21 protein-coding genes are annotated in these 25,141 nt (G+C 62.9%); 12 read left to right on the forward strand and 9 right to left on the reverse strand.

From position 1 onward, the window contains the following. Positions 1-35: 35 nt before the first annotated feature. A complete protein-coding gene (locus E5X88_RS06850; RefSeq protein ID WP_292159552.1) occupies positions 36-1,010 on the forward strand; it encodes an ABC transporter substrate-binding protein in 975 nt (324 codons plus the stop codon). 173 nt (positions 1,011-1,183) lie between these two features. After that, positions 1,184-2,776: an iron ABC transporter permease gene (locus E5X88_RS06855; protein ID WP_292160077.1), complete on the forward strand. Its 1,593-nt coding sequence runs from the start codon at positions 1,184-1,186 to the stop codon at positions 2,774-2,776. Between the two features lie 96 nt (positions 2,777-2,872). Here E5X88_RS06855 and E5X88_RS06860 read toward each other — a convergent pair whose 3' ends face one another. Beyond that, on the reverse strand, positions 2,873-3,928 hold the full coding sequence (locus E5X88_RS06860; RefSeq protein ID WP_292159554.1) for an ABC transporter ATP-binding protein: 1,056 nt from the start codon (positions 3,926-3,928) through the stop codon (positions 2,873-2,875). A 319-nt stretch (positions 3,929-4,247) separates the two neighbouring features. Continuing rightward, positions 4,248-4,784 carry a TetR/AcrR family transcriptional regulator gene (locus E5X88_RS06865; protein ID WP_292159556.1) on the reverse strand — a complete coding sequence of 179 codons (537 nt, stop codon included), beginning with the start codon at positions 4,782-4,784 and terminating at the stop codon, positions 4,248-4,250. A gap of 143 nt (positions 4,785-4,927) precedes the next feature. Here E5X88_RS06865 and E5X88_RS06870 point away from each other — a divergent pair, with 143 nt between their 5' ends. Together E5X88_RS06870 and E5X88_RS06875 are read left to right on the forward strand one after the other, a co-directional pair. Further along, positions 4,928-6,196 carry an efflux RND transporter periplasmic adaptor subunit gene (locus E5X88_RS06870; RefSeq protein WP_292159559.1) on the forward strand — a complete coding sequence of 423 codons (1,269 nt, stop codon included), beginning with the start codon at positions 4,928-4,930 and terminating at the stop codon, positions 6,194-6,196. Then, positions 6,193-9,279 (forward strand): efflux RND transporter permease subunit, encoded by a 3,087-nt coding sequence (locus E5X88_RS06875; protein ID WP_292159561.1) that lies wholly within the window; start codon positions 6,193-6,195, stop codon positions 9,277-9,279. Before E5X88_RS06870 ends, E5X88_RS06875 begins: the two co-directional genes overlap by 4 nt. 89 nt (positions 9,280-9,368) lie before the next feature. On the opposite strand, the gene E5X88_RS06880 is transcribed toward E5X88_RS06875, so the two are convergent. Beyond that, positions 9,369-9,830 carry a L,D-transpeptidase gene (locus tag E5X88_RS06880; RefSeq protein WP_292159563.1) on the reverse strand — a complete coding sequence of 154 codons (462 nt, stop codon included), beginning with the start codon at positions 9,828-9,830 and terminating at the stop codon, positions 9,369-9,371. Between the two features lie 493 nt (positions 9,831-10,323). Here E5X88_RS06880 and E5X88_RS06885 point away from each other — a divergent pair, with 493 nt between their 5' ends. Next, entirely contained in the window at positions 10,324-10,545 is a 222-nt protein-coding gene (locus tag E5X88_RS06885; RefSeq protein WP_292159565.1) for a hypothetical protein, read from the forward strand. A 115-nt stretch (positions 10,546-10,660) separates the two neighbouring features. Further along, positions 10,661-10,843, forward strand: a complete 183-nt coding sequence (locus E5X88_RS06890) for a hypothetical protein (protein WP_292159566.1) — start codon at positions 10,661-10,663, stop codon at positions 10,841-10,843. Between the two features lie 39 nt (positions 10,844-10,882). Here the strand turns inward: E5X88_RS06890 and E5X88_RS06895 are convergent, their stop codons facing one another. Beyond that, on the reverse strand, positions 10,883-11,569 hold the full coding sequence (locus E5X88_RS06895; RefSeq protein WP_292159567.1) for a response regulator transcription factor: 687 nt from the start codon (positions 11,567-11,569) through the stop codon (positions 10,883-10,885). 95 nt (positions 11,570-11,664) lie between these two features. Between E5X88_RS06895 and E5X88_RS06900 the strand changes: the two genes are divergently transcribed. Continuing rightward, positions 11,665-12,396, forward strand: a complete 732-nt coding sequence (locus tag E5X88_RS06900; RefSeq protein ID WP_292159570.1) for a response regulator transcription factor — start codon at positions 11,665-11,667, stop codon at positions 12,394-12,396. 75 nt (positions 12,397-12,471) lie between these two features. Next, positions 12,472-14,559 carry a PAS domain S-box protein gene (locus E5X88_RS06905; RefSeq protein ID WP_292159571.1) on the forward strand — a complete coding sequence of 696 codons (2,088 nt, stop codon included), beginning with the start codon at positions 12,472-12,474 and terminating at the stop codon, positions 14,557-14,559. Positions 14,560-14,691: 132 nt separating this feature from the next. Here the strand turns inward: E5X88_RS06905 and E5X88_RS06910 are convergent, their stop codons facing one another. Further along, positions 14,692-15,102 carry a hypothetical protein gene (locus E5X88_RS06910; protein ID WP_292159573.1) on the reverse strand — a complete coding sequence of 137 codons (411 nt, stop codon included), beginning with the start codon at positions 15,100-15,102 and terminating at the stop codon, positions 14,692-14,694. A gap of 498 nt (positions 15,103-15,600) precedes the next feature. Here E5X88_RS06910 and E5X88_RS06915 point away from each other — a divergent pair, with 498 nt between their 5' ends. After that, positions 15,601-16,803 carry an aromatic ring-hydroxylating dioxygenase subunit alpha gene (locus E5X88_RS06915; RefSeq protein WP_292159575.1) on the forward strand — a complete coding sequence of 401 codons (1,203 nt, stop codon included), beginning with the start codon at positions 15,601-15,603 and terminating at the stop codon, positions 16,801-16,803. Between the two features lie 99 nt (positions 16,804-16,902). Here the strand turns inward: E5X88_RS06915 and E5X88_RS06920 are convergent, their stop codons facing one another. Further along, the gene (locus E5X88_RS06920; RefSeq protein WP_292159577.1) at positions 16,903-18,321 is read right to left on the reverse strand and encodes an aminotransferase; all 1,419 of its coding nucleotides are present in this window, start codon (positions 18,319-18,321) and stop codon (positions 16,903-16,905) included. A gap of 403 nt (positions 18,322-18,724) precedes the next feature. On the opposite strand from E5X88_RS06920, the gene E5X88_RS06925 reads away from it, so the two are divergent. Genes E5X88_RS06925 through E5X88_RS06935 form a run of 3 tightly spaced genes read left to right on the forward strand, consistent with a single transcriptional unit; the run spans position 18,725 to position 21,588 of the window. Beyond that, entirely contained in the window at positions 18,725-19,642 is a 918-nt protein-coding gene (locus E5X88_RS06925; RefSeq protein ID WP_292159578.1) for an ABC transporter permease, read from the forward strand. 10 nt (positions 19,643-19,652) lie between these two features. Further along, positions 19,653-20,477, forward strand: a complete 825-nt coding sequence (locus E5X88_RS06930) for an ABC transporter permease (protein ID WP_292159580.1) — start codon at positions 19,653-19,655, stop codon at positions 20,475-20,477. Between the two features lie 37 nt (positions 20,478-20,514). Then, positions 20,515-21,588, forward strand: a complete 1,074-nt coding sequence (locus E5X88_RS06935) for an ABC transporter ATP-binding protein (protein WP_292160079.1) — start codon at positions 20,515-20,517, stop codon at positions 21,586-21,588. Here E5X88_RS06935 and E5X88_RS06940 read toward each other — a convergent pair. The 3 genes from E5X88_RS06940 to E5X88_RS06950 form a co-directional block, all read right to left on the reverse strand. Then, the gene (locus E5X88_RS06940; protein WP_292159582.1) at positions 21,552-22,862 is read right to left on the reverse strand and encodes a flavin monoamine oxidase family protein; all 1,311 of its coding nucleotides are present in this window, start codon (positions 22,860-22,862) and stop codon (positions 21,552-21,554) included. The two genes, E5X88_RS06935 and E5X88_RS06940, sit on opposite strands and share 37 nt — an antisense overlap. Further along, positions 22,859-23,935 carry an extracellular solute-binding protein gene (locus E5X88_RS06945; RefSeq protein ID WP_292159585.1) on the reverse strand — a complete coding sequence of 359 codons (1,077 nt, stop codon included), beginning with the start codon at positions 23,933-23,935 and terminating at the stop codon, positions 22,859-22,861. Before E5X88_RS06945 ends, E5X88_RS06940 begins: the two co-directional genes overlap by 4 nt. A 113-nt stretch (positions 23,936-24,048) precedes the next feature. Continuing rightward, positions 24,049-25,131, reverse strand: a complete 1,083-nt coding sequence (locus E5X88_RS06950) for an ABC transporter substrate-binding protein (protein ID WP_292159587.1) — start codon at positions 25,129-25,131, stop codon at positions 24,049-24,051. Positions 25,132-25,141 lie beyond the last annotated feature (10 nt).

Consider the following 25,141-nt stretch of genomic DNA (forward strand, 5'->3'; position numbering starts at 1 on the left):
CTAAAACCGTCTCTTCACACCAAGTGGGGTTTTCCATGCGCAAGATCGTTCTCGCCGCCATGTTGCTGGCATCCGCCATCGGAAGCGCTTCGGCTGCCGACGGCAAGCTTGTCCTCTACACCAGCCAGCCCAACACCGACGCCCAGCAAACCGTCGATGCCTTCATGGCCAAGAACCCCGGCATCAAGGTCGAATGGGTGCGCGATGGAACGCCGAAGATCCTGGCCAAGCTGCGAGCCGAGATCGAAGCCGGCCAGCCGCAGGCAGACCTGCTTTTGATCGCCGATGTCGTGACCATGGAAGGACTGAAAAAGGAAGGCCGGCTGCTCGCCTACCCCCAAGCCGATGTCTCCGGCATTGAGGCTGCTCTCTACGACAGGGACAAGACCTATTTCTCGACCAAGCTGATCACCACCGGCATTGTCTACAACACCAAGGCACCTTTCGTGCCAGCGAGTTGGGAAGACCTCACCAAGCCGGAGGCGAAGGGTCTTGTGGCGATGCCGAGCCCGCTGACCTCCGGTGCGGCGATGATCCACACCGTGACGCTGACTGGCAACTTGCCGAAGGGCTGGGACTATTACGATGCGCTCGCCAAGAACGGTGCTCAGGCAAGCGGCGGCAATGGCGACGTGCTGAAGGCCGTCAGCGGCGGCGACAAGCTGTTCGGCATGATCGTCGACTACATGCCCATTCGCGAGAAGGCCAAGGGCGCGCCCGTCGAGTTCGTATTCCCCAAGGAGGGTGTTTCGGCCGTCACCGAGCCGGTCGCGATCCTGTCCACGGCCAAGAACACCGAGGCTGCCAAGGCCTTCGTCGACTTCCTGCTGTCCAAGGATGGACAGGAAGTTGCCGCGAAGATGGGCTACATTCCGGCGCGCGCCGATGTTGCCTTGCCGGCCGGCTATCCCGAACGCTCGTCGATCAAGGTGCTGGGTTACGATGCGGCCGCAGCACTTGCCAACGACGCCGCCAACAAGGAAAGGTTCGGCGCCGTGATGAGCCAGTAGCCAAGCCCCAGTAACCGGCAAAGTAGCCAACGGTGACGTCTGCGCAGGATATCCTCCCCCAGCGGCGTGTGTCCCTGCCGGCACGGCGCGGGCTCGGGGTCCAGGCCACGCCCGGCTTTAGCGCATCGGCGCTCGCCGTCCTTCTGGTCATCGCGCTGCTCAGTCTGTTGCCGATGGTCAGGCTTGTCGTCGCCGCCGTCGCGCCGGGCGGTGAGCTCGACTTCGGCGCATTTGCTGAGCGCCTGGCCAAGCCTTCCGCCTTGCGGGCGATGTGGCACACGCTGGACACTGCTTTTTTCGGCGCCATGCTGGCGGTCTGCCTTGGCAGCCCCTTTGCCGTCGCCGTCACCATGACCGACCTGCCCGGGCGAAAGCCCCTCGGTTTCCTGCTTTTGCTGCCGCTGATGATCGCGCCACAAGTCACCGCTTTGTCGTGGCTGCATCTGTTTGGCCCGTCCAGCACGCTTCTCGGCATGGTCGGCATGGCGCCGCAACCGGGAACACCCAATCCGATGCTTGGCCGCAACGGCATCATCCTGCTTTACGCCGTCCAGCACGCGCCGATCGTGTTCATCACGTTGCGAGCCGGGCTAGTGCGGATCCCGCGCGATCTCGTCGAGGCGGCCAGGGCCTCCGGCGCCAGGCCGCTATCCGTGCTGTGGACCATCGTCCTGCCGATCGTGCGTCCGTATATCGTGGCCGCTGCGGCACTCGCCTTTGTTTCAGGCGTCGGTAATTTCGGCATCCCCGCTTTACTTGGAATGCCGGTCAACTATCTGACGCTGATCTATCAGGATCTGTCGAGCTTCGGTCCCGGCGTGCTGCCGCAGATCACGGCACTGTCGGTACTGGTCGGCGTGCTGGCGCTCGCCGGCGTCGCCTGCCAGTCGCTGGCCCTGCGTGGCGCCGCTCACCGCTTCACCGCAGGCACACCGGCGCGTTTCGAGCTCGGGCGCTGCCGCCTGTTGCTGGCCGGTCTCGGCTGGCTGGTGATCGGCTTCATTCTCCTACTTCCGGCTTGCGCGCTGCTGGCGACATCGCTCGTCCCGTCCTTCGGTGTGCCGCTTGGCTGGCAAACGATGACTGGGTCCAATTATTCCGAGGTTCTGGTCCGCCAGGCTTCGACCGTTCGTGCCTTCCGCAATTCCCTTCTTTTCGCCGGCGGCGCGGCTCTGATCCTCGCCATCGGCGTCATACCGGTGACCGCCATTCTCGAACGGCTCGGCCGGCGTTGGCAGCGCCTCCTTGGCGGCATTGTCGACCTCCCCTACGCGGTTCCCGGGGTCGTGCTTGCCATTGCCTGCATCCTCTTGTTCCTGCGCCCGCTGCCGCTGGTCGGCAGCCTCTATGCGACGGCTTCGATCATCATGGTCGCCTATGCGATGCGGTTTTTCACGCTCGCCTTGAAGCCGGTGGCGACCGCGGTCGGGCAGATTTCACGCGACCTCGACGAGGCGGCGGCGGTGTCGGGAGCCGGTTCGCTGCGCCGGCTCGCAACGATAACCGCGCCGCTCGCAGCACCCGCGGCGGTGGCCGGCGGAATGCTTGTCTTCATGAGCGCCTTCAATGAACTGACGGTCTCGGCCTTGCTCTGGTCGAGCGGCAACGAGACACTGGGCGTCGTGCTGTTCAGTCTCGAGGAGGCCGGCTTGGGAACGCAGGCCGCCGCGATCGCCGTTTCCACGATCGCCGTTGTCGTCGTCCTGCTGCTTGTGCTCGACCGGCTCGGGCGGCGGCTTCCGGCGGGCGTATTGCCCTGGCGGTAATGCATGTCGCCCAAAAATGCGCAGCGGTTTTGGGACAACGACATGCACCAAAACAGCGACTTAAAGCGCGTCGCATGATCCCGCGACGCGCTTGGGTCAGCCTCCGGGAATGATCCAGGCGTCCGAGACGGAGACATGCACGCTCTGGCCGACCGCAAGCGCCTCGGTGCTGTCGATCAGCAGCTCCTGCTCTCGCCCCTGCTCCAGCGTCGGCAAGGCCAGCCGCACCTCATGGACTGGGCCGCGATAGATGCTGTCGAGCACCGTCGCCGGCATGCCCTCAGGTGAAATCCGCAGCGCTTCCGGCCGTAGCAGGATATTGACCGGCCCCGCCGATGCTCCGGCACTTCGCGCCGCGAGGCGATGCCCTGCTATATCGACCGTCGCGGTCCCTGCGGCCTGATCGACCGTGAAGCCCGAAACGATGGAACCGCGCCCGACGAAGCCGGCGACCGTGGCATTGGCCGGCGCGCGATAGACTTCCTGCGGCGCCGCCGCCTGCAGCACCTTGCCTTGGCTCATGATGGCGACGCGGTCGGCCAGCGCCAGGGCCTCGGCCTGGTCGTGGGTGACGTAGACGATGGTGGCGCCGGTGCGGCGATGGATGTCGCGAAACGCGTCGACCATCGACGAGCGCAAATGCATGTCGAGATTGGCGAGCGGTTCGTCGAACAGGATAACTTTGGCGTCGGCAACGAGGCAGCGCGCCAGCGCCACGCGCTGGCGCTGGCCGCCGGACAGTTCCTCGATGCGGCGGCTTTCAAATCCTGCGAGCCCGACGATATCGAGAACCGCGCCGACGCGGCCGGCGATCTCGCCCCGTTTGATATGCCGGGCTTTCAGCGGATACGCGACGTTTTCGGCGACGTCCATATGCGGCCAGAGCGCGTAGGACTGGAAGACGACACCAACGCCGCGCGCTTCCGGCGGCACCTGCCGCCGCGGATCGGCCATCAACGCGTCGTCAAAGAGCACGCGGCCTTCGCTTGGCGCCTCGAAGCCGGCGATAAGCCGCAGCATCGTGGTCTTGCCGCAGCCGGACGGGCCGAGCAGCGCGGTGAAGGAGCCCGCCGCAAAGTCGAGCGAAACGGCGTCCAGCGCAGCGGTTTCGTTGAACCGCTTGGTGAGGCGCTCCACCCTGATTTCGCTCATGCTTCACCCATCGACATATCATCGCGCTGTGGCGGTTGTTCGCATAACCGTTGCGGCACCCGGCCGGCAATACGTTGGAAACCTGGCCATAACAATGATGCAGGCGACCCGCGAGATGCGGTTTTCCGCAGCGCGGCAGCGATGAACGGCAGACATCAATGTCGAGAGAAGAGAGCGGTGCCGGCCTCTGATCAAGCCCGATCGCAGCCTGATGCGCACCAGAACGGGAACCGGGATGTGGCAGTGCCGCCCGTGGCTGCGCGTTCGGATGATCTACCTTGCCGCCAGTATTTCGCCTGGCCCAATAGCTCGCAGCGATTTATCCCGCAATCTCCAGCAAGGACGATACCAACAACCGACGTTCGTCCTGGGAAAGGACGTCCGAGTCGAAGAGGTTCATACTGCGAAGCCCTTCGATGGCGAGATAGCAGACCAGCAGCGCCTTGAGGTCCGGCGTCTCTTCCTTCAGCCGCTCGAAAACCTGCCGCCTGAACGATTTTATCGGCGTCAGGAAATCGGGATCCTCGGCGATCGCCGAGAATATCCAGGAGGCCGACGGTTTCGATTCCTCGGCATGTTCGGCCGAGAGCTTGATATAGGTCGCAAGCGGGCTTTCGCTGCTGGCGCCGGCCATGCGGGCGGACTCCAGCGCTTGCTCGAAGGCGCGCAGGTAATCCTCCACCAGCGCCTGCATCAGTTTCGCCTTGGTCGGGAAATTGTACAACAAGCCGCCTTTGGACACGCCAGCACGGCTAGCGACGGCGTCCAGCGACAGGCTGCCGGGCCCTGTCTCGCGTGCCACATCGGCGGCGGCCGCGAGTATCCTGTCGCGCGAATTTGCCCTGCGAGCTTTCATCAATCCCTCTCAATACATTAGCCTAGGCCCAATTGACAAGACCGTCCAGACGGTACAGTAAGACCGCCGTCATTTGAAATCGGAACCTGGCACGGATATGTGTTCCGATACCCGACCGTTACACCGGTCGCCGGCCGAGGGGATTGTTTGTGATCAAGCGCTTCATCATCGCCTTCATTCTGCTCGCACTGGTGTGCGGCGGCATCGTCGGTTTCAATCTGTTCCGCGACAATGCGATCCAGCAATTCTTCGCTACGATGAAGCCGCCTGCCGCGACCGTGTCGACGACAATCGTCAAGCCGACGGACTGGACGCCGGGCGTCGAGGCGATCGGCACGGTCAGCGCGGTCCGCGGCGTCGATCTGACAGTCGAAACCGCCGGCATCGTCAAGGACATCCTGTTTCACGCCAATCAGAAGGTTGAAGCCGACGCGGTTCTCCTTCAGCTCGACGATGCCGTCGAACGCGCCGATCTCGAGGCGGCGAGGGCGCAAGCCGCGCTCGACCAGACGTCGCAGGCGCGCGCCATCGAACTGCAGCGACGCGGCGTCGGCTCGGATGTGACGCTTGACACGGCGCGGGCGACGGCCACGGCCTCCGCCTCGCAGGTGACAAAATTGCAAGCGGTGCTCGATCAGAAGCAGTTGACGGCGCCCTTTGGCGGCACAGTGGGCATTCCCAGGATCGATCTCGGCCAGTATCTCACACCCGGCACTTCCGTGGTAACCCTGCAGGATCTGGAGACGATGCGGGTCGATTTCTCAATCCCCGAGCAGCAGCTTCCACTGCTGAAGATCGACCAGACGGTGCGGCTGGGCATCGGCGACGGCGAGATGCCGTTCGCCGGCACCATCCGCGGTATCGACCCCAAGATCGACCCGGCCAGCCGGCTGGTGACGGTCAGGGCCGAGGTCGCCAACCCCGAAGGCAAGTTGACCCCTGGCCAGTTCGTGCAGGTGCGCGTCGAATTGCCCGAGGAAAACAACGTGCTGACGGTGCCGCAGACCGCGCTGACCTCCAGCCTGTACGGTGATTTCGTCTTTGTGGTGCGTCCGGCGAAGCCTGCCGCGGCCAATGGCGCGACCCCTGCTGCTGCGAAGCCGGAAGAAAAGCCCGCCATGGATACCGCGAAGCCCGCAGCCGAAGCATCCGCGGCAAAACCCGAGGAAAAGCCAGCTGCCGCCCCGGCCGAACCGACAGCGGAAGAACAGAAGCCGCAGCTCGTGCTCACCCAGGTGTTCGTCAAGCCCGGCCGGCGCAACGCCGGCCTGGTTGAGATCCTGGAAGGCATCGCGCCTGGCGACGAAGTCGTTACCGCCGGCCAGAACCGGCTCTCCAACGGTATGTCCGTCGCTGTCGACAACACGATCGACCCGACCAAGTCGGCGAACCAGCAGGCGGCCCAGCAATGAGCTTTTCCGACATCTTCATCCGCCGTCCGGTCCTTTCGACCGTGCTCGCCTTGATGATCCTGCTTCTGGGTTTCCAAGGCATCTTCAACCTTTCGATCCGGCAGTATCCAGAGGTTGAGGAAACGGCCATCACGATCACCACGGCCTATCCCGGCGCCAGCGCCGACCTGATCCAGGGGTTCATTTCCGCGCCGATCGCCCGTGCCGTCGCTTCGACCGAAAACATCGATTATGTCACCTCGGCGAGCCGGCCCTCCTCCAGCACCGTCACGGTGCAGATGAAACTCGGCTCCGACCCCGACGTTGCCCTGAACGAGGTCTTGTCGAAGGTACAGGGCGTGCGCGGCGATCTGCCGGATGAAGCCAAGGACCCTGTGATCGTCAAGGGCACCGGCGAGCAGTTCGCGATGATGTACATCTCGATGCAGAATCCGAACATGACGCCGGAACAGCTCACCGAATATATCGAGCGCGTCGTGCGGCCGCGCATGTCGACGGTCGAGGGTGTCGCCGACGTGCAGATCTTCGGCGCCGCCGAATATTCGATGCGCGTCTGGATCGACCCGATCAAACTGGCGGCGCGCGGCGTGACGGCGGCGGAGGTGCTGACCGCCATCAACAATTCGAATTTCCTCTCCGCGCCGGGCAATACCGAAAACGAATATGTGGTTTCCTCGATCACTGTCCGCTCGACGCTGCAGACGCCGGAGGCTTTCGCCGCCCTTCCGCTCCGTTCGCAAGACGGCAATGTGGTGAGACTGCGCGACGTGGCGCGCGTCGAGCTCGCCGCGGCGAACACCGACACCAGGGTCAGCTTCAACGGCAAGCCCGGCATCTTTCTCGCCATCTTCCCGACGCCGGCCGCCAATCCGCTGTCGACAGCGGAGGCGATCCACAAAATCGTGCCGACGATCCAGGAGACGCTGCCGCTCGGCATGACGATCGAGATCGTCTACGATTCGACGGAGCAGATCAGCGCGTCGATCGAGGAGGTGTTCAAGACCATCGCCGAGGCTGTCGCCATCGTCATCGTCGTGATCCTGCTCTTCCTCGGCTCGTTCCGCTCGGTGCTGATGCCGATCGTGACCATCCCGCTGTCGCTGATCGGCGTCTGCTTCCTGCTGTTTTCCGTGGGCTATTCGATCAATCTTTTGTCGTTGCTGGCCATGGTGCTGGCGATCGGCCTCGTCGTCGACGACGCCATCGTGGTGGTGGAGAACATTCACCGCCACATGGAAGAAGACAACATGTCGCCAATGCAGGCGGCCTTCAACGGCATGCGGGAGATCTCGTCCGCCGTTGTCGCCATGACGATAACGCTGGCCGCCGTGTTCGCGCCGCTGGCCTTCACCGGCGGCTTGACCGGCGCACTGTTTCGCGAATTCGCGATGACGCTTGCCGGCTCGGTGGTGCTTTCGGGCGTCGTCGCCCTCACCATCACGCCGATGATGTCGGCGCGCATTCTGAAGGCCGGCTCGCACAGCCGCTTCCAGCGCATTGTCGACAACACGTTCGGGCGCGTCGAAAACGTGTATGAACGGCTGGTCAGCGGCTCGCTGAAATATCGCCCGGTGACGCTGATGATCGTCATCGCACTGGTCGCCACGACCGGCTTCATGTTCACCAAGACCTCGAGCGAACTGGCGCCGGAAGAAGACCAGGGCTTCCTGCTTTCGCTGGTAACCGCGCCGCGCTACGCGACGTCGGACTATACCGAAAGCTACGTCAATCAGATACTCGGCCTGGTCAAGGACCTGCCTGAGACGCGGGCGCAGTTCTCGGCGGTCGCCTTCGGCGGCGGCCAGACGAACAGCGCTTTCGTCGGCTTTGCGTTCAAGGACTGGGCTGAGCGTACGCGCAGCTCGAAGGAAATCCAGGAGGACATCACGGGTCGGCTCAGCAAGGTGGCGGGCGTCGAAGCTTTCGTCTTCGCACCGCCGACGCTGCCCGGTTCCGGCGGCGGCCTGCCGATCACGATGGTCGTGCGCTCTACCGGCGAGGCCTCGCAAGTGTACGAGGCGGCCGAGGAGATCAAGAACAAGGCGCAGGCCACCGGCCGCTTCCTCGTGGTGCAGAATTCGATGACCTTTGATGCGCCGCAAGTGACGGTGACGATCGACCGCGACCGCGCCGCGGCGCTCAACCTGCCGATCGCCGACATCGGCCGGACGCTGACCCTCTTGGTCGGTGGCGCCGAAGTGGCGCAATTCGACCGCGAATCCAACAGCTACGACATCATTCCGCAGGTGCCGCAGAAATTCCGCGACAATCCCGAAAAGCTGGCCGAATATTTCGTGCGCAGCGCGTCGGGCGAGATGGTGCCGCTCTCGGCAGTGGTGAAGATTTCGACCAACGCCTCGCCGGCCGCGATCGAGCAGTTCAACCAGTTGAACTCAGCCACGATTTCCGCTCTGCCATTGCCCACCGTCACCACCGGCGACGGGCTGAAGACCATCGAGGATCTCGCCAGGGAAAGCCTGCCCGAGACGTTCTTCATCGACTATACCGGCCAGTCGCGGCAGGAGAAGGAACAGGGCAACACGATCCTCATCGCCTTCGCTGCGGCCGTCCTCGTCATCTATCTCGTGCTGGCGGCGCAGTTCGAAAGCTTCCGCGATCCGTTTATCATCATGATGTCGGTGCCGCTGTCGATCTTCGGCGCGATCGTGCCGCTCAACCTAGGGCTGGGAACGCTCAACATCTACACGCAGGTCGGCCTGATCACGCTGATCGGCCTGATCACCAAGCACGGCATTCTTCTGGTCGAGTTCGCCAACCAGCAGCGCGAGCTCCACGGGATGCGCCGACGCGATGCGATCATCGCCTCGGCCAAGGTGCGGCTGCGGCCGATCCTGATGACGACGGCGGCGATGGCGCTCGGCGTGGTGCCGCTGATCATCTCCAGCGGCGCGGGTGCCGCAGCGCGCTATTCGATGGGCCTGGTGATCTTCACCGGCATTCTGGTGGGAACCATGTTCACCCTGTTCGTGGTGCCGATGTTCTACACCTTCATCGCCAGCAAGGACCTGCCGCATCATGCCGAAAAGCCGGACCCGAAGCTGATGCCGGTGGTGCAGGACTGATAGCAAAAAAGGCCGGAAATTCCGGCCTTTTTCATAACGTTGGAGCACGGCATTCCGCCGATGTCGGTCACGACCACTTCAAACACCGCTTACTTGACGATGACGATCCGGGTGTTGGCCGGACCGAAAACCTCGACAAGCTGGTAGAAATCGGCGGCATTGTCCGGATGCAGCCGCACGCAGCCATGCGAAGCCGGTTGGCCGAGACGTTTGACGAAATTGGTCGCATGCACGGCGTAACCGCCCTTGAAGAAGACCGAATGCGGCATCGGCGCGTTGTCGTATTTCCTCGAATACCACATTTGGTGCATGCGGATCGGCTTGAACGAGCCGGTCGGCGTGACATGCGCCCTGTCACCGGTCGAGACCTTCCACGCGAAGGTCGGTCGCCCGTCGACCAGAACTTCCATGGTCTGCTGCGAGAGCGAAACCCGCGCCACGATCTGATTGCCGGCGTGGGCGGCACCATTGCCGAGGCCGAACAGAACAACCGCACCCGTGAGGGCGGCGGCAGCGATGTTGATGAGCTTGGTGGAAATGGCAGTGTACATCGATATCCCCCTGTCTGCCGGACATGGCCGGCTCCAATGCGATGACCCGGCTTATCGTTGCGTCATGTTTCGAATTTATTTCGCTGGAAGTGCGTTTCCGTTTCGAAAGCGTTTCCTCCGGTTAACAACCGGGGAAGCCGATAGAGGGCGCCACAAGCAGAATCTCAGGGACAAAACCAAGGCATGACGCCGTCGACGCACAGAACAGGGCCAGCGGAAGACGCAAAGCCATCTCCAAACGAAAGTGCGATCCTCTCGCATATGAAAGAATTTTGACTTGCTCCGAAACCAATCTGCAACAAAGCGCGGGCCCTAGCGGCATGCTCTGGATACAGGCCAGCCGCAGAGTTGACCTAACGAAAGCAGCCGGCACCAAACGAAGATGAACATGCAATCGAACGCGATGTCCTGGCTTTTCAGGGCAAGCATAGCCGCAACGATCATTGGCGGTGTCGGCACCGTCGCTGGCACTCCGGCGACGAGGCTCGTGGGAATGACTTCAAGCGAGGTTTCGACGCTGCATGCCGCACTGTTTTTCGCCACGGTCTGGATCGTGTCCAGCCTGCGCATCAACCGGTTCAAGACCCTCTGGCGGGTCGGTTTTGGGCTGAAGAGGATGCGCGGCGCCTCCGGCAACTTGCAGCCGAGAGGACCGAAGGCCCGCGCCGCGACGGGGGGCTCCGCTGGCGGCGCGGGCACTTCGGGGGTGTCCTGAAGACATGATCCCGAACTGGAACACCGCGTAGCGACAAGTGGGTACTGGTTTTCGGAACAAGATCATGCCCGAAACGGGCCTCACGCAGCAGATCTGAATTTGGGGAGCGGATAGGATGAACACGAAATTTGCAGCTTCGGTGCTTACCGCATTGCTCTACGCACAGGGCCTGCTCGGCTTTGCCGGCCTTGCCACCGTGCTTCTTAGGGATCGTGCCCATGCAAGCGAACTCGTCACGGCCAGCGAAATGGGGACCAGCGAAATGCCGTCAGGTCCATCGCTTCTCGTGGTGCGCTGAGCGCCTGGGCCTGTGGACAGTACGGTGACGGCCCTGCCGTCAGTCGGCGAACTGCGTCGGCGGATCGAACCGGTAGCCCGCGCCACGTATGGTGGTGATGGTTTCGGTGTCGAGCTTGCGGCGCAGCCGCACAATGCGCGAATCGATCGAGCGATCGAAGGCATCGGCATTTTCGGCGGGCGCGGCGGCAATGATGTCGTCGCGCGTCAAGACCTTTCGCGGACTGGCCAGGAACAACCGGAGCAGCGCCACCTGACCCGGCGACAACTGTTCTTCCGTGCCGGAACGATGCATGACCATGGCCGATCGCAGGTCGACCGTCGCATTCTCCAGCACCACCAATTCCCCGGCATTCCTGCCGCGCCGTGTCAGCAGGCCGCCGATACGGGCAGCGAGCTCCCTGACGTTGAGCGGGCTCTCGACGACGTCGGCGGCGCCGAGTTCGAGCGCCAGCACCTTGTCAACGAGATCGGCCGGCCGGCAGATCAGGATGAAATCCGGCCCGCCCTCGCCGCCATGGCGCCTGAGCAGGTCACGCCCTTCCGCCTGACTGAGGCTGTCGCCAACGACGACGACATCGATGCCCTTCTCAGAAAGCAGGGATTCGGCCTCCCACGGCTGCCGCACCGCGCGCACGTCATGACCGCGCCGTTCGAGATGATCGGCGAGATCGGCTGCGACCACTTCGGCGACCGAAACAAGCGCGATGATGGATCGTGCAGCCATCTTTCCCATCCCCTGCAACCGGCAACCCAAGATGAGTGCTGGACATGATGTTTATACCCAATCTACTTTCCGCTGAAAGCGGGAGCGAGAGCATAGTGCAGGCACGAATTGTCGTCGTCGAGGACGAGCCCGATCTGAGGGACGCGGTCGCCGAGTATCTCAGCGCCAGCGGTTACGATGTCGCTACGGCCGAAAGTGCCGCCGCCGCACGAACCTTGCTGGAAACGCAGTCGTTCCATTTGGCCATCCTCGACATCGCCATGCCCGGCGAGGACGGCTTGTCGCTCGGCCGCTGGCTGCGCTCGAAAACGCCGATCGGCATCATCTATGCCACCGCCGCCGGCACCGCGCTCGACCGTATCGTCGGGCTGGAGCTTGGCGCCGACGACTACATCGTCAAGCCTTACGAATTGCGCGAGGTGCTGGCGAGGGTCCGCAGCGTGTTGCGCCGCGTTCCGCAGCCGACCGAGCCGCAGGGCGCCAAGGCCGAAACGACTGCCAAGCGCCGTTTCATGAGCTTCGGCTCCTTCCATGCCGATCTCGACGGCAGGTTCGTGACCGGCGCCGACGGGACGGTCGTCGACATGGCCAAGAGCGAATTCGACGTGCTGGAGGTTTTCCTGACGCGCGCCAACCGGCTGTTGACGCGTACGGCGATCTCCGAGGCGATCGGCTTCGTGGAAGACTCTGAATCGTCGCGCGCCGTCGACATCCGCATCATGCGGCTGAGAAAGAAGATCGAGGCGGACCCGGCCAATCCGAAATTCCTGCGCACGGTGCGCGGCGAAGGCTATATCTTTTCGCTGCCCACCGGCGAAAGTAGCTGAGTCGGGCGACCGCCTGGTATCGGTCCAGCCCGGGTGTCACTCTGGCTTGGTACGACTCTGAAATGACGGCTGACCATGACGGCTGAAGCAGCACGCACCGATATGCAGAGCGTCAGGCAGGGCGCGGCGATGGCGGCCGTCCGTATCGTCCGCCAGCTCCGTGAAGCTGGCGACTGGCAGCGCGAGATGGACAGCATCCTTGAAACGCTCTGCGGGGCCATGGATTGCCAGCGCGGCATCCTGTTTCGGCTGCGCGAGCTGCCCGGCCAGGGCTTTGCCCAGTCTGTCGCGGCCTACTGGATCGACCCCAGATTTGGCGGCGAGTTGGCATCGCCGACGGTCATCATGCAGTCGGTCGTCAATTCGGACCCGCTGCTGGAACGGTTGGCGGAGGACGAGCGGCAAGGCAAGATCTTCGCCGGACACACGCGCGACCTCGAAGGCTTTCTGAGAACCGACTTCGAAAAGCAGAACATCAAGTCGTTCCTGTCGGTGTCGGTCTTTGCGCACGGCCATCTGTGGGGCACGTTGGCGGTCAACGACTGCGTGAACGAGCGTGAATGGACCGATGAGGAAGAGGCGACCCTGCACATCGTGGCACTGGCCATCGGCGACGCCATCGAACGATCGCTTTCCGACACCCATGCCAGCGAGGTCATCCGCCGCACCATGCTGCAAGCCTCGCTCGACGCGATCATCGTCATCGACGAGACCGGCTCGATCATCGAATTCAATCCCGCCGCCGAAAAGATGTTCGGCTACCAGCGCAGCGACATCCTCGGCAAGGACCTGCTCGACACCGTCGTTCCGGAGTATTATCGCAAGGGCTATGTGTCCGGTGCTGAATACATGTCGGGCCGCGGCGCGCCGATGGTTGGCCAGCGGCTGGAGACTGTCACCCAGAACGCAGCCGGCGAGGTCTTTCCGATCGAACTGACGGCGACCGAGATGCGGGTCGCCGACCGCCGCCTGATCTTCGGCTCGATCCGCGACCTGCGCGACAAGCTCCGCGCCGAAGAGGAGATCGGCCGCCAGCGCGAAAAGCTGCATCAGAACGAGAAGATGGCCGCTATGGGCTCGCTGCTCGCCGGCGTGTCACATGAACTGAACAACCCGCTTGCGGTGGTCGTCGCCCAATCGACGCTGTTGCATGAATTCGCTTCCGACCCGCAGACCAAGGTGCGCGCCGAAAAGGTGCGCGCCGCCGCCGAGCGTTGCGGCCGCATCGTCAAGAGCTTCCTCTCGATGGTCCGCCTGCATCCCGCGACGCAGGCCGAGACCGATCTCAACCACGTGGTCCGCGCGGCACTCGAAGTGACCGCCTACGGCGCCAGGTCAAGCGGCATCATCATCGACACCGATTTCGCCAGCGGTCCCCTTCTGGCCATGGCCGATGCCGACCATGTGACACAGGTGGCCGCGAATTTCCTCATCAACAGCCAGCACGCTTTGGCCGGCGTTGCCGGCGACCGGCTGATCAAGGTCCGTACGTTTCGCGGCGACCGCGGCAATCCCGGATTCTCGGTCGAGGACAACGGGCCGGGCGTGCCGGAAGCGATACGCTCCCGCATCTTCGAGTCCTACTTCACCACCAAGCCGGTCGGCGTCGGCACCGGCATCGGACTGTCGATCTCGAAATCGATCATCGAACGGCACAAGGGCAATGTCTGGTTCGAGGAGGTTCTGCCGAGGGGTGCGCGTTTTGTCGTCCAGTTGCCGGCGATCGCCGCCGGCGCGGCCGCCGCCGGCGACAGCCCGGCGCGCTCGAGCGGATTGCGTCACGCGCTGATCATCGACGACGAGCCGGATGTTGCCGCTTCGCTCTCCGATATTCTGGAATTGATGGGCATCAAGTCGCGGATCGTACCAGCCTGGACATCGGCTGCCACGACCTTGACCGGCCACATGCCGCCGGACATCGTCTTTTCCGATCTGCGCATGCCCGGCACCAGCGGCATCGCCATCTATAGCGAACTGCTCGCCGAAAAGCCTGATCTGGCGCGGCGCTTCGTGCTGGTCACCGGTGATCTGATCGGCGCGAAAGCCGAGATCGAGGCATTGCCCGCGCCACAGCGGCCGCAGATCCTGGAAAAGCCGTTCAGCACGCTGGACGTGCGAGGCGTGCTCTCGGCCATAGCCGATCAGGCCGCGTTGAATGTCTAGAGCGTCGAATCGGTGGAAACCGATTTTAGGCAATCCGACGCTAAAGCAAAGCGCTGGAGGTCAGAGGAAAAAGGCTCCCGTCCGACATGCGGCGGGAGCCTGACCGAGCGCTGGAGGATACTCGGCAAAGTCTCAAAAAACGTTCGGCATATCGGTCAGCGGTGCGGCATTGGCGATGGTGCGGACCGCGCGAGCCTTGTGAATGCCGGATTGCTCGGCGATGACGCGCAGGCACTCCGCGCTCTCGGCGCCCCAGGCTTGCCCCTTGCAGACAAAATCGATCTCCGGCATTGGCAGGCGCGCGGTCTTGGTCGTGGTCGGCGCGCCGTCGACGATGTTTGCCGGCGGGTTCAATGAAACGAAAGCTGGACCAACCGTCGGCGCGAACGCCATGCCGACAAATGCGGCAGCGCCCAGCGCCACGAACAGCGCCATAGGATGGTCGTTTGCACGCCGGCGCAGTGCCAGCCTCGGCCGCCGGTCGTTGCGCTCAGGTGCCTGCAGGTGGCGGTCGTTGTAGGCAGTCTGGATTTTCGTACACATCGCTCTTCCCTCCGTCGATTTTCTTTTTCTGTTGAAACGAACTTAGTCGCGCTCTGTAACAAACCGTTGATGACGCATGCGCGGACCTGTAACAGGCATGAAACAGGTTGTTTCGGGCATTTCCGGGCAAAACCGGTCACAAAACCCGCAAGCCGCGCTTTGTCCCTTGCCGACTGCGGCGAGGAAAAGCGAGCCGACTCGCGCATCGGCGCGCATCGGTAGGTCTTCGAAACCGGGCGGTGCAGGGCGCCTATTTGTCCACCTGGAGAGTGCTGTTCCCACGCAGCCGTCCATGGCTCACGCCGAGATGGGACGCCGATGCGAAACCTTGGCTAACACACGGAATTTTCGGAGTTTCTCAGGCCCTGAGCATCTGGACTCCGACCAAAAGTGCCGGGCGATTTTGCGGAAAGAATAATTCCTATTCCAACAAGCCATTGCATTTAAATGTAAAATATGATTTTATTGAATGAGTATTCAACAAAATAAGGGCCGCTCATGAACCCGCACTTGCGTGACGTGGCGATCCCCAACGAATGGGACCGGCGGGGTCTGCCGGGCTGGAGTTATCATTCCGACGCCCTGCTCGAACTCGAGAAGGAATACGTCTTCCGCAACCACTGGCAGATCGCCGGCCATGTCTCCGACCTGCCGAATGCCGGCGACTATCTGACCATGGATGTGGTCGGCGAGCGGGCGCTGATCGTGCGCGGCAAGGATGGCGTCGTGCGTGCCTTCAACAACATGTGCCGCCATCGCGGCAGCCGCGTCGTCGCCGACAGCCAGGGCACCTGCAAGAACGCTTTGGTCTGTCCTTTCCATGGCTGGGTTTACAATCTCGACGGCACGCTTCGCGGCGCCGCCCGTCCACGCTCCTTCCCCGATCTGGATAAGACCGAATTCGGCCTGACGCCGCTCGATCTCGAGATCTGGATGGGCTTCATCTTCATCCGCTTCCGCAAGGGCGGCCCGCAGCCGTCGGTGGCCGAGCTCTTGAAGCCGATCGAGGCCGAGATCGCCCACTATGGTGTCGCCGAGATGGTGCCATCCTGGGGTGTCTGGACCCGGAAGAGCCCGGTCAACTGGAAGTCGGTACGCGACGTCGACAATGAAGGCTACCACGTCGCCATGGCGCATCCCGCATTGCAGGATCTCTACGGCGCGACCTATTTCGACGAGCCGTTCATCAACGGCGTCTCACGCTCCTTCGCCACCTACAACCCACATGCCGGTCGGCGCTGGAGCGTCAGGCAGTACGTCAAGATCGCGCCCGAAGCGGCGCATCTGCCGGAGTACCTTCGCAAGGCGTGGATCTACTACGGCATCTTCCCGAACAGCGTCCTGTCGGTCATGCCGGAATCCGTGCAGTTCTATCAGGAATTCCCGCTGTCGACCGGCGAGACGCTGTTGCGCGGCGCCATCTACCGCTATCGCGACGAAACCAGGGAGCAAGCGGCGGCACGCTATCTCTCCTACCGTATCGATCGCGACACCATGAACGAGGACGTGCAGCTTTCCGTGTGGTCGAACGAATCCATGCTGTCCGAAGCCTTTGAGGGTTTTTATCTCTCGGACCTCGAATATGGCGTACGCACCCATCACGACCATTTGCGCAAGCAAATCCCCGTGCTCGGGTTAGAGACGGCACCGGAGGAAAGGGACATGTGGGCGTTGAATGACGCGCTAAGGTCGCAAGTGTAAGGCGAGGCACCAAAGCGGCCGATCTCCCCCGCGCCCGGTCGAACCAACCCCCTCTGTCGCCTTTGGCGACATCTCCCCCTCAAGGGGGGAGATTGACCGTCACCCCCGCCACACACCCTCTTTTCGCAAATCATCCATCGTGCGCGAAATGCCCTCGCGCAGAATCGACACCATGTCGTCGATCTGGTCGCGCGTGATGATCAGCGGCGGAGACATCACGCACATGTTGATCAGCGGCCGGACCAGCAGGCCAAGCTCATGGCAATGCGCATCGATGCGCTTGCCGACATCCTTGTCTAGCTGCAGCGGATCCTTGCTCTCGCGATCGGCGACGCATTCGACGCAGCCCATCAGCCCCAGCCCGCGCACCTCGCCGACCAGCGCCAGTTCTTCGAGCGTCTTCAGTTGCGCCTGGAAATAGGGCGCGACGTCGCGCGTGTGGGCGAGCACGCTTTCTTCCAGGATATCGAGGTTCTTCAGTGCCACCGCGCAGCCGACCGGATGGCTGGTGTAGGTCAGCCCATGGCCGAACATGGCGTCCGGGTGGTTCGAACGGCGCAGGTCCTCGAGCAACCGCTCCGAGATGATGACGCCGCCAAGCGGGAAATAGCCTGACGTGACGCCCTTGGCGAAGGTGATCATATCAGGGTCGATGCCGAACATATCGCCGGAAGCAAAGACATGGCCGAGCCGGCCGAAGGCGATCACCACCTCGTCGGAAATATAGAGGATGTCGTTGTCGCGGCAGATCTCGCGTATCCGCTTGAGATAGCCGTCCGGGGGCACGAGGACGCCTCCCGATGCCTGCACCGGCTCGCCGACGAAAGCGCCGATCCTATCGGCGCCGACGCGGGCGACCGTGTCGCGGAATTCACCGACCAGGGCATCGGTGAAGGCGGCAATACTCGTGCCTTTCGGGCGGCGGAACGGATCGGGCGACGACAGCTTGACCACCAGATCGTCGGCGCCGTCCATCCAGTCGCGATCCCGCGGACGCCCGTTGAGCGAGGCCGACAGATAGGTCGAGCCATGATAGGCGCCGCCCCTGCTCACAATCAGCTTCTTCTCCGGACGGCCGCGCACATTGTTGTGGAACTGCATGAAGCGCAGCGCCGTCTCCACGGCCGAGGAGCCACCCGTGGTGAAGAAGACATGGCTGAGATCACCAGGCGCATGGCCGGCGATGCGCATGGCGAGTTCCGCGGATGGCGCGTTCATCGTATACCACGGCGTGTTGTAGGACAGCGCCATCGACTGGTCATACATCACCCGCGCCAGCTCCTCGCGGCGGTGGCCGATATTGATGCACCACATACCGGCCGGCCCGTCGATCAGCCTTTTGCCGGCGCCGTCCGTGATGTAGATGCCATCGCCTTCGCCGATCAGGGTGCGCGCCTCGTTGCCGACCGAGCCGGCGAACGGCCAGGGCTGGACGAGGTGGCGCTTGGCAAGCTCGACCGCATCGGCGTTGTCAGCCCCAGCCGTTTCAGTCGCCCTCAAATCTCTTGCAGCCGCCATCGTCGCCTCGCATCGTTTCGTCGCAAATTTCATCGGACACAAAGCTCGGCGCCAAACACCGGAAAAATCGGCTTTCTTCGCATTATTTTGAATGTCCGTTCAATCAGTATTGCAGAAATAGCGCTTGATTTCAATCCGCGGATGCGCGCATGATGAAAGAAAGCTGGCAAGCTCGGAGAGCGATCGGCAAAGCATCATCGGCTTTGCGCTCGATCGTGCTCCAGGCATGAAATTGGGAACAAGCGCCGGCACTGGAGCGACGTGCGTCCAATTGGACGCACAAAGTGCGCTCTGGCACTTTGAATCTACGCATCGTGCTTTTCGGGCCGATGCGCTAGCCAATGGGACGCCGCATGGCAGGACAATCCGCGCCAGCAACCGAGATCACGCCCGGGGCCCTGCAATGACGGCGGCTGCGGAAGGGTCGCCCGCGTTCGGCATGACGCGGGCCAGGCGAAACGCCCTTCTGCAGTCCGAACCCGTCCAGGGCTTTGCCCTGATCAGCCCGACCTTTCTCTACGCGCTCATACTTCTGGTCCTGCCGATCCTGGTGGTCGTCGCGCATTCCTTCTGGACGCAGAATTACCTCACCATCGATCGCACCTTCACGTTGGAAAACTACCGCGCCGCGCTGACCGAGCCGATCTACCGCGACCTGCTCTGGCGCTCGCTCTACATCTCGCTGATGGTGAGCTTCTTCACCGTGGTCCTCGCCTACCCGATCGCCTACTTCATTTCGTTCCATGGCGGCCGCCACAAGAGCCTGTGGCTGTTCCTGATCACCATCCCGTTCTGGACCAGCTACCTGCTGCGCGTCATGTCGTGGAAGGTCATCCTCGGCTACAATGGCGTGCTCAATTCCGGCCTGATGGGCCTTGGCGTCATCGACGAGCCGTCGACGGCGCTGCTTTACAATTCGAGCGCCGTCATCATCACGCTGACTCATGCCTGGGCGGCCTTCGCCGTCCTGCCAATCTTCGTGTCGCTGGAAAAGGTCGACCGCACGCTGGTCGAGGCGGCCACGGACCTCGGCGACGGTCCCATCCGTTCCTTCCTGCGCGTGACGCTGCCGCTGTCGGCGCCCGGCATAATCTCGGCGGCGCTGATCGTCATGATCCCGACGGTCGGCGACTATGTCACGCCGAAACTTGTCGGCGGCAAGGACGGCGTCATGATCGCCAACGCCATCCAGGCACAGTTCGGCAAGGCCTCGAACTGGCCGCTGGGCGCAGCGCTTTCCGTCACCACCATGCTGATCGTGACGCTGATGGCGGGCGCGACCGTGGTGATCATCCGCGCTGCCCAGAGGCTGGCGCGATGAGGCTGACGCGATGACGACGATGCGGCGCTTCCTGGCCAGCGGCTGGCTGTCGGCCTATGCGTTCCTCTATATCGTGTTCCTCTATTTGCCGGTCATCTTCCTGCCGATCTTTTCGGTCAACACCGCCGCGACGCCGAAATTCCCGCTCTCCGGCTTTACGCTCAAATGGTACGAGGACCTGCCGCGCACGCCGGCACTGCTTGACGCCACCTGGAACAGTCTGGTCGTCGGCGTGGCGGCGTCCATCCTGTCCACCGTGCTTGGCATCCTCGCCGCCCGCTCGATCACCCGCTACCGTTACCCCGGTCGCCGCGCCATCAACGGCCTGATCATGGCGCCGCTGGTCCTGCCCGAAATCATCGTCGCCATCTCCCTGCTTTTGGTGATACTGCAACTGGGTTTGAGCCTGTCGCTGCTCACCATAGTGCTCGGCCATGTCCTGATCTGCATTCCCTATTCGATCACAGTGCTGACCGCCGGCTTCGAGGGCTTCGACCGCAGCCTGGAGGAGGCCTCCGCCGATCTCGGCGAGAGCGCCTTCGGCACTTTTCGGCGGGTCACGCTGCCGATGGTGGCGCCGGCGATCATTTCCAGCCTGCTCGTATGCTTCACCATTTCGCTCGATGAGTTCATCATCGCCTTCTTCCTGACCGGCACCGACGCGACGCTGCCGATCTACATCTGGGGCCAATTGCGCTTTGCGTCGAAGCTGCCCGGCGTGCTGGCGCTGGGCACGCTCTTGCTGGTTGCCTCTTTCCTGCTGTTGACCATCGCCGAAATCCTGCGCCGCCGCGCGGCCAGACGCACCCAGAACGAGGGAGGCCTCCATGCCTGAGCGGCCCCAATCCGAACGGCCCCAACTCGAACGGTCGATGATCGAGATCCGCAACGTCACCCGCAGCTATGGTTCGTTCAAGGCGCTGGACGACGCCTCTCTCACCATCAAGGAGGGCGAATTCTTTTCACTGCTCGGCCCGTCCGGCTGCGGCAAGACCACGCTGTTGCGCATGATCGCCGGCTTCGACAATCCGACCAGCGGTTTGATCTCGGTCGATGGCCAGTCGATGCAGGGCATCCCGGCCAATCGCCGGCCGACCAACATGGTATTCCAGAGCTATGCGATCTTCCCGCATCTCAATGTCGAGCAGAACGTGGCCTATGGGCTGAAGCGGCTGAAACTGGCGGGAACGGAAGAAAAGCGCCGGGTCGAGGAGGCGCTAGGCCAGGTCTCGCTGACCGGCCTTGGCAAACGCCTCGCCACCGAGCTTTCCGGCGGCCAGCGGCAGCGCGTGGCACTGGCCCGTGCGCTGGTGATGCGTCCCAAGGTGCTTCTGCTCGATGAGCCGCTGTCGGCGCTCGACAAGAAGCTGCGCGAGCAGATGCAGGTCGAGTTGCGCCGCCTGCAGCAGGCGGTCGGCATCACCTTCGTCCTAGTCACTCACGACCAGTATGAAGCACTGGCGATGTCGGATCGCATCGCCGTGATGTTCGGCGGCAGGATTGCGCAAGTCGCTTCGCCCAAGGAGATCTACCAGCGGCCGGTCAACCGCCAGGTCGCCGACTTCCTCGGCGGCATGAATTTCGTCAAGGCCGAGATCGTCGAGGAGAACGGCGCTTCGCTGGTCGTCGACACGCTGGGCTTCGGCCGCATCAAGACCGACAAGCCGAAGGCTTTCATTCGCAATGGCGGCGCGGCTACGCTGGGCATTCGTCCGGAGCGCCTGCGCGTTCTGTGGGATAATGCCACGGCAAAATTCGAGGTGGCCGGCAAGGTGGTCGAGCGCCACTACTTCGGCGAGATCACCCATCTGATCGTCGAGATACCGGGACTGGAAAAACCGCTTTCGGTGACCGAAACCAACGATTTCGGTGCCGATGACATCCCGGTCGGCACCTCGATCCGCCTCGCCTACGACCCCGATGCGCTGGTGGCGATGGCGGATTGAAGTCCCGAGATGATCTTTCGTGCAGCGATGCGCCCCGCCACGATGGCGCCTTCGACATAGCCAGGGAATGACGGCGACAGTTCGGACGCGGCGAAATGCAGTGGCGGCGCGCCGGCCAGGATGATGCGTTCGGCGTCGGTCGCCGTCGTATCGATGATAAGATCACTGTAGCCGCCGCCGCTCCAGCGATCATGCGTCCAGTCGCGACAGCTGAAATCGAGCATGTCGGCGGCCTCGGCGCCGAGCGCGTCCTCCAGCCTGGACGTCACCTCGGCGCGCAGTGCCGTATCGCTGAGCTCACGCCAGCGCAGGGCCAGCGGCCCGCCGACGAAGACGACCAGCGCAGCATGGTCGCTGTCCTTGCTGACGTCGCAGGCAAACAGCCCCGGCAGATCGCGCCACATCACCATGCCGCTCAAGCCCTTGTCGCGCCAGAAGGCACTGGGATAACGCACCAGCACCTTGATCACCGCGCCGCTTTGCCAGACGCCGAGCGCCCTTCCCAGGCCAGCCGGCAGCGGCGGTACAAAATCCAGTTTCGAGGCCGTCATCGGCGGCACGGCGACCAGTGTCATCCGTGCTTCGATCGAGCTCGCCGCCATAACCAGGCGAACCCCTTCCGGCCGGTGCTCGATGGTCTCAACCGGCGTGCTCAGCCGCACACGATCGCCGAGATCGCTGGCCAGATCGTCCGCCAGCAACTGCATGGTTTCGCGCACGAAATATTGCAGCTCCGACCCCTCGTTGGTGATGCGGCGATCATTGTCGATGAGGTGCCACAGCGGCAGTTTTTCGAGCCCTTGGCACCACAGGCCTTCGATCATCGAACGGAAAGCAGCCTTGGCCTCGTCAGGATCGATCTGGCGATCGAGCCAGGCGGCGACGGTCAATCCAGCAATGGCCGGATCGTCCGGCGCAATCGCGTTCATGCGACCGCGGATCGCCATGGAGGCGTCGTAGGTTCGCTCGGCTTGCCGCGCGCTCATCCGCGGCTGGGTGACGAATTCGCCCTCGACATATGTCTCGACCAGTGTCTTGCCGCGCGCCTGCAGCAGCCCCATCAGTTCCGGCATGTCCTCGCACAGGAACTGGCCGCCGCTGTCGATCCGTTCGCCGAGCCCGTTTCGCCCGGACTCCACGCGCCCGCCGACACGATCGCGCGCTTCGAGCAGCACGAAATCGATACCGGCCTTCCTCAGTTCATGCGCAGCCGACAGGCCGGTAAAGCCGGATCCGACGATGCCAACGTCGGTTCTATCGATCCCGCTCTTCAATAGCCGGCCTTGATCTTCTCGAACTCCTCGATCATCCGCTGCTTGAGCTCCGGCGCCACCGGCTGCTGGAACAGTGTCTTGTCGAGAAACTTGTCGAGATCGTCGAAACCCCGTTCGACCAGCAGCTTGGGATCGATCGCCGCCATGCCGGCGCCGTTGCCATGGCCATAGCCGAATGTCGTGACCATATAACCCGACACATCAGGCGCGTTGACCGCGTTCAGGAAATCATAGGCCTGGTCGAGATTGCCCGGCGCGTCCTTCATCAGCACATAGCCGCACACCCAGGTCGACAGGCCCTCCTTGGTATTGCGATTCATGGCGATCGGCACGCCCTGGCCCTTGAGCGTAACGAAGGTCTCGTTCCAGCCCCAGGCGAGGTCGACCTCGTTTCCGGAAAAGGCCTGGTCAATGTCGGTCGAGTCGGTCCAGTAGAGCCGGATGTTCTTGTGCACCTGGCGCAGGAAATCGGAAGCCTCCGTGAACTGCGCGTCGGTCATCCTGGTCCAGTCCTTGAGGTCGATGACCAGGCTTGCCAGTGCATAGGCGTCGTCGACATTGTCGCCGATGGTAACACGCCCCTTGAATTTCGGATCGGCGAAAACCCTCAGCGACTGTGCTTGTTCCGGCGTTACATTGTCTGTGCGGTATAGCAGCGACGTGTTGCCCCAATCGAAAGGCATGAACCAGGCCTTGCCGTCAGCGGTGGTGGCAAGGTCCTTCATCGCCATGATACCGGGGTTGAGATCTTTCCAGCCGGCGATGCGGCTGGTGTCGAGCGGCTGCAGCATGCCGGCCTCGCGCCACTTCACCACGCTTTGCGAACAGGGGTGCGCAATATCGGCCTTGAAGCCCGCCCGCATCTTCTGGAAGGCTTCGTCCTCGTCGCCAAAGAAAGCGAAGGTCGGTTCGGCGCCGTACTTGACGGCGTAGGTGGGATGGAGCAGCGGATCCTCATAGCCCGACCAGTCAAACACGACGAGGTCACCGCCGCCCTCCGCAAGAGCGAGGGCAGCGCCTGCGCCGATGGTGCATGCGGCGGCAATAGCAAGGCGGCGAAGCGTGGAACCCATGGCACGAGACTCCTCCTCGTGGGAAGCGGCGCAGCGACGTTACGGAATTTCAGTGACCTTGGCGAGCCCGTCCGCTCGCCAGTTTGGGGACAGACGGGATCGGTGAAACAAGCTCAATAGCCGGCCTTGATCTTCTCGAACTCCTCAATCATCCGCTGCTTGAGATCCGAGGGAACCGGCGACTGGAACAGCGTCTTGTCGACGAATTTCTGCACGTCGTCGTAGCCCTTTTCCTTCAGCACGGCCTGATCGACACCGGCCATGCCCTTGGCGTTGGCCTGGCCGTAGCCCCAGTCCGTGACCCGGACCTTGGCGACTTCGGGATCGTTGATTGCATTCAGATAGTCATAGGCCTTGTCGGTGTTGCCCGGCGCGTCCTTGAACAGCACGTAGCCGCAGACCCAGGTGGAAATGCCTTCGTCCGTGTCCTTCTTGGCCTTGATCGGCACGCCAGCGGCGACCGACTGCACCGTCGCGTCGTTCCACGCCCAGGCAAGGTCGACCTCGCCGCCGCCCAACTGCTGGACGATGTCGGTGCTGTCGGTCCAGTAGGCGCGGACATTCTTGTGCACCTGGCGCAGGAAGTCGGACGCCTGCTTGAACTGGTCGTCCGTCATCTTGGTCCAGTCCTTGAGCCCGATCGCCAGCGAGGCCAACGCATAGGCGTCGTCGACATTGTCGCCGATGGAGACCCTACCCTCGAACTTGGGATCGGCGAACGCCTTCAGCGAACGGACGTCCTTCTCGTCGACCTTGTCGGAATTGTAGGTGAGCTGCGTGTTGCCCCAGTCCCAGGGCATGAACCAGGCCTTGCCGTCAGCAGTGGTGGCGAGATCCTTCATTGCCATGATGCCGGGATTGAGGTCGTTCCAACCGGTGATTTTCGAGGTGTCGAGCGGCTGCAGCAGACCCGCCTCGCGCCATTTCACCACGCTCTGCGAGCAGGGATGGCCGAGATCGGCCTTGAAGCCTGAGCGGGCTTTTTCGAATGCCTCATCCTCGTCGCCAAAGAAGGTGAAGGTCGGCGAGTCGCCGTTCTTCTCGACGTATTTCTGATGGAAACCGGGGGCCTCGTAACCGGACCAGTCGAACACGATCAGGTCCTTGTCCGCGGCAACCGCAAGCGCTGCGACTGAGGCCGCCAGCGTTCCTGCCAGCGCCAATGTCAATGTCAGGCGTCGGGTCATGATCTTCATTGCTGTTCCA

Origin of the sequence: Mesorhizobium sp., from assembly GCF_004962245.1 — a bacterium.
In the GTDB taxonomy this organism is placed as follows: Bacteria; Pseudomonadota; Alphaproteobacteria; order Rhizobiales; family Rhizobiaceae; genus Mesorhizobium.

Bases quoted from the DNA above. Each gene is read 5' to 3' on its own strand.
- E5X88_RS06950 (WP_292159587.1), bottom strand. From the start codon at position 25,131: ATGAAGATCATGACCCGACGCCTGACATTGACATTGGCGCTGGCAGGA.
- E5X88_RS06880 (WP_292159563.1), bottom strand. From the start codon at position 9,830: ATGTACACTGCCATTTCCACCAAGCTCATCAACATCGCTGCCGCCGCC.
- E5X88_RS06920 (WP_292159577.1), bottom strand. From the start codon at position 18,321: ATGGCGGCTGCAAGAGATTTGAGGGCGACTGAAACGGCTGGGGCTGAC.
- E5X88_RS06945 (WP_292159585.1), bottom strand. From the start codon at position 23,935: ATGGGTTCCACGCTTCGCCGCCTTGCTATTGCCGCCGCATGCACCATC.
- E5X88_RS06855 (WP_292160077.1), top strand. From the start codon at position 1,184: ATGGTCAGGCTTGTCGTCGCCGCCGTCGCGCCGGGCGGTGAGCTCGAC.
- E5X88_RS06890 (WP_292159566.1), top strand. From the start codon at position 10,661: ATGAACACGAAATTTGCAGCTTCGGTGCTTACCGCATTGCTCTACGCA.
- E5X88_RS06910 (WP_292159573.1), bottom strand. From the start codon at position 15,102: ATGTGTACGAAAATCCAGACTGCCTACAACGACCGCCACCTGCAGGCA.
- E5X88_RS06930 (WP_292159580.1), top strand. From the start codon at position 19,653: ATGACGACGATGCGGCGCTTCCTGGCCAGCGGCTGGCTGTCGGCCTAT.
- E5X88_RS06865 (WP_292159556.1), bottom strand. From the start codon at position 4,784: ATGAAAGCTCGCAGGGCAAATTCGCGCGACAGGATACTCGCGGCCGCC.
- E5X88_RS06925 (WP_292159578.1), top strand. From the start codon at position 18,725: ATGACGGCGGCTGCGGAAGGGTCGCCCGCGTTCGGCATGACGCGGGCC.
- E5X88_RS06885 (WP_292159565.1), top strand. From the start codon at position 10,324: ATGACTTCAAGCGAGGTTTCGACGCTGCATGCCGCACTGTTTTTCGCC.
- E5X88_RS06860 (WP_292159554.1), bottom strand. From the start codon at position 3,928: ATGAGCGAAATCAGGGTGGAGCGCCTCACCAAGCGGTTCAACGAAACC.
- E5X88_RS06915 (WP_292159575.1), top strand. From the start codon at position 15,601: ATGAACCCGCACTTGCGTGACGTGGCGATCCCCAACGAATGGGACCGG.
- E5X88_RS06895 (WP_292159567.1), bottom strand. From the start codon at position 11,569: ATGGCTGCACGATCCATCATCGCGCTTGTTTCGGTCGCCGAAGTGGTC.
- E5X88_RS06905 (WP_292159571.1), top strand. From the start codon at position 12,472: ATGACGGCTGAAGCAGCACGCACCGATATGCAGAGCGTCAGGCAGGGC.
- E5X88_RS06850 (WP_292159552.1), top strand. From the start codon at position 36: ATGCGCAAGATCGTTCTCGCCGCCATGTTGCTGGCATCCGCCATCGGA.
- E5X88_RS06935 (WP_292160079.1), top strand. From the start codon at position 20,515: ATGATCGAGATCCGCAACGTCACCCGCAGCTATGGTTCGTTCAAGGCG.
- E5X88_RS06875 (WP_292159561.1), top strand. From the start codon at position 6,193: ATGAGCTTTTCCGACATCTTCATCCGCCGTCCGGTCCTTTCGACCGTG.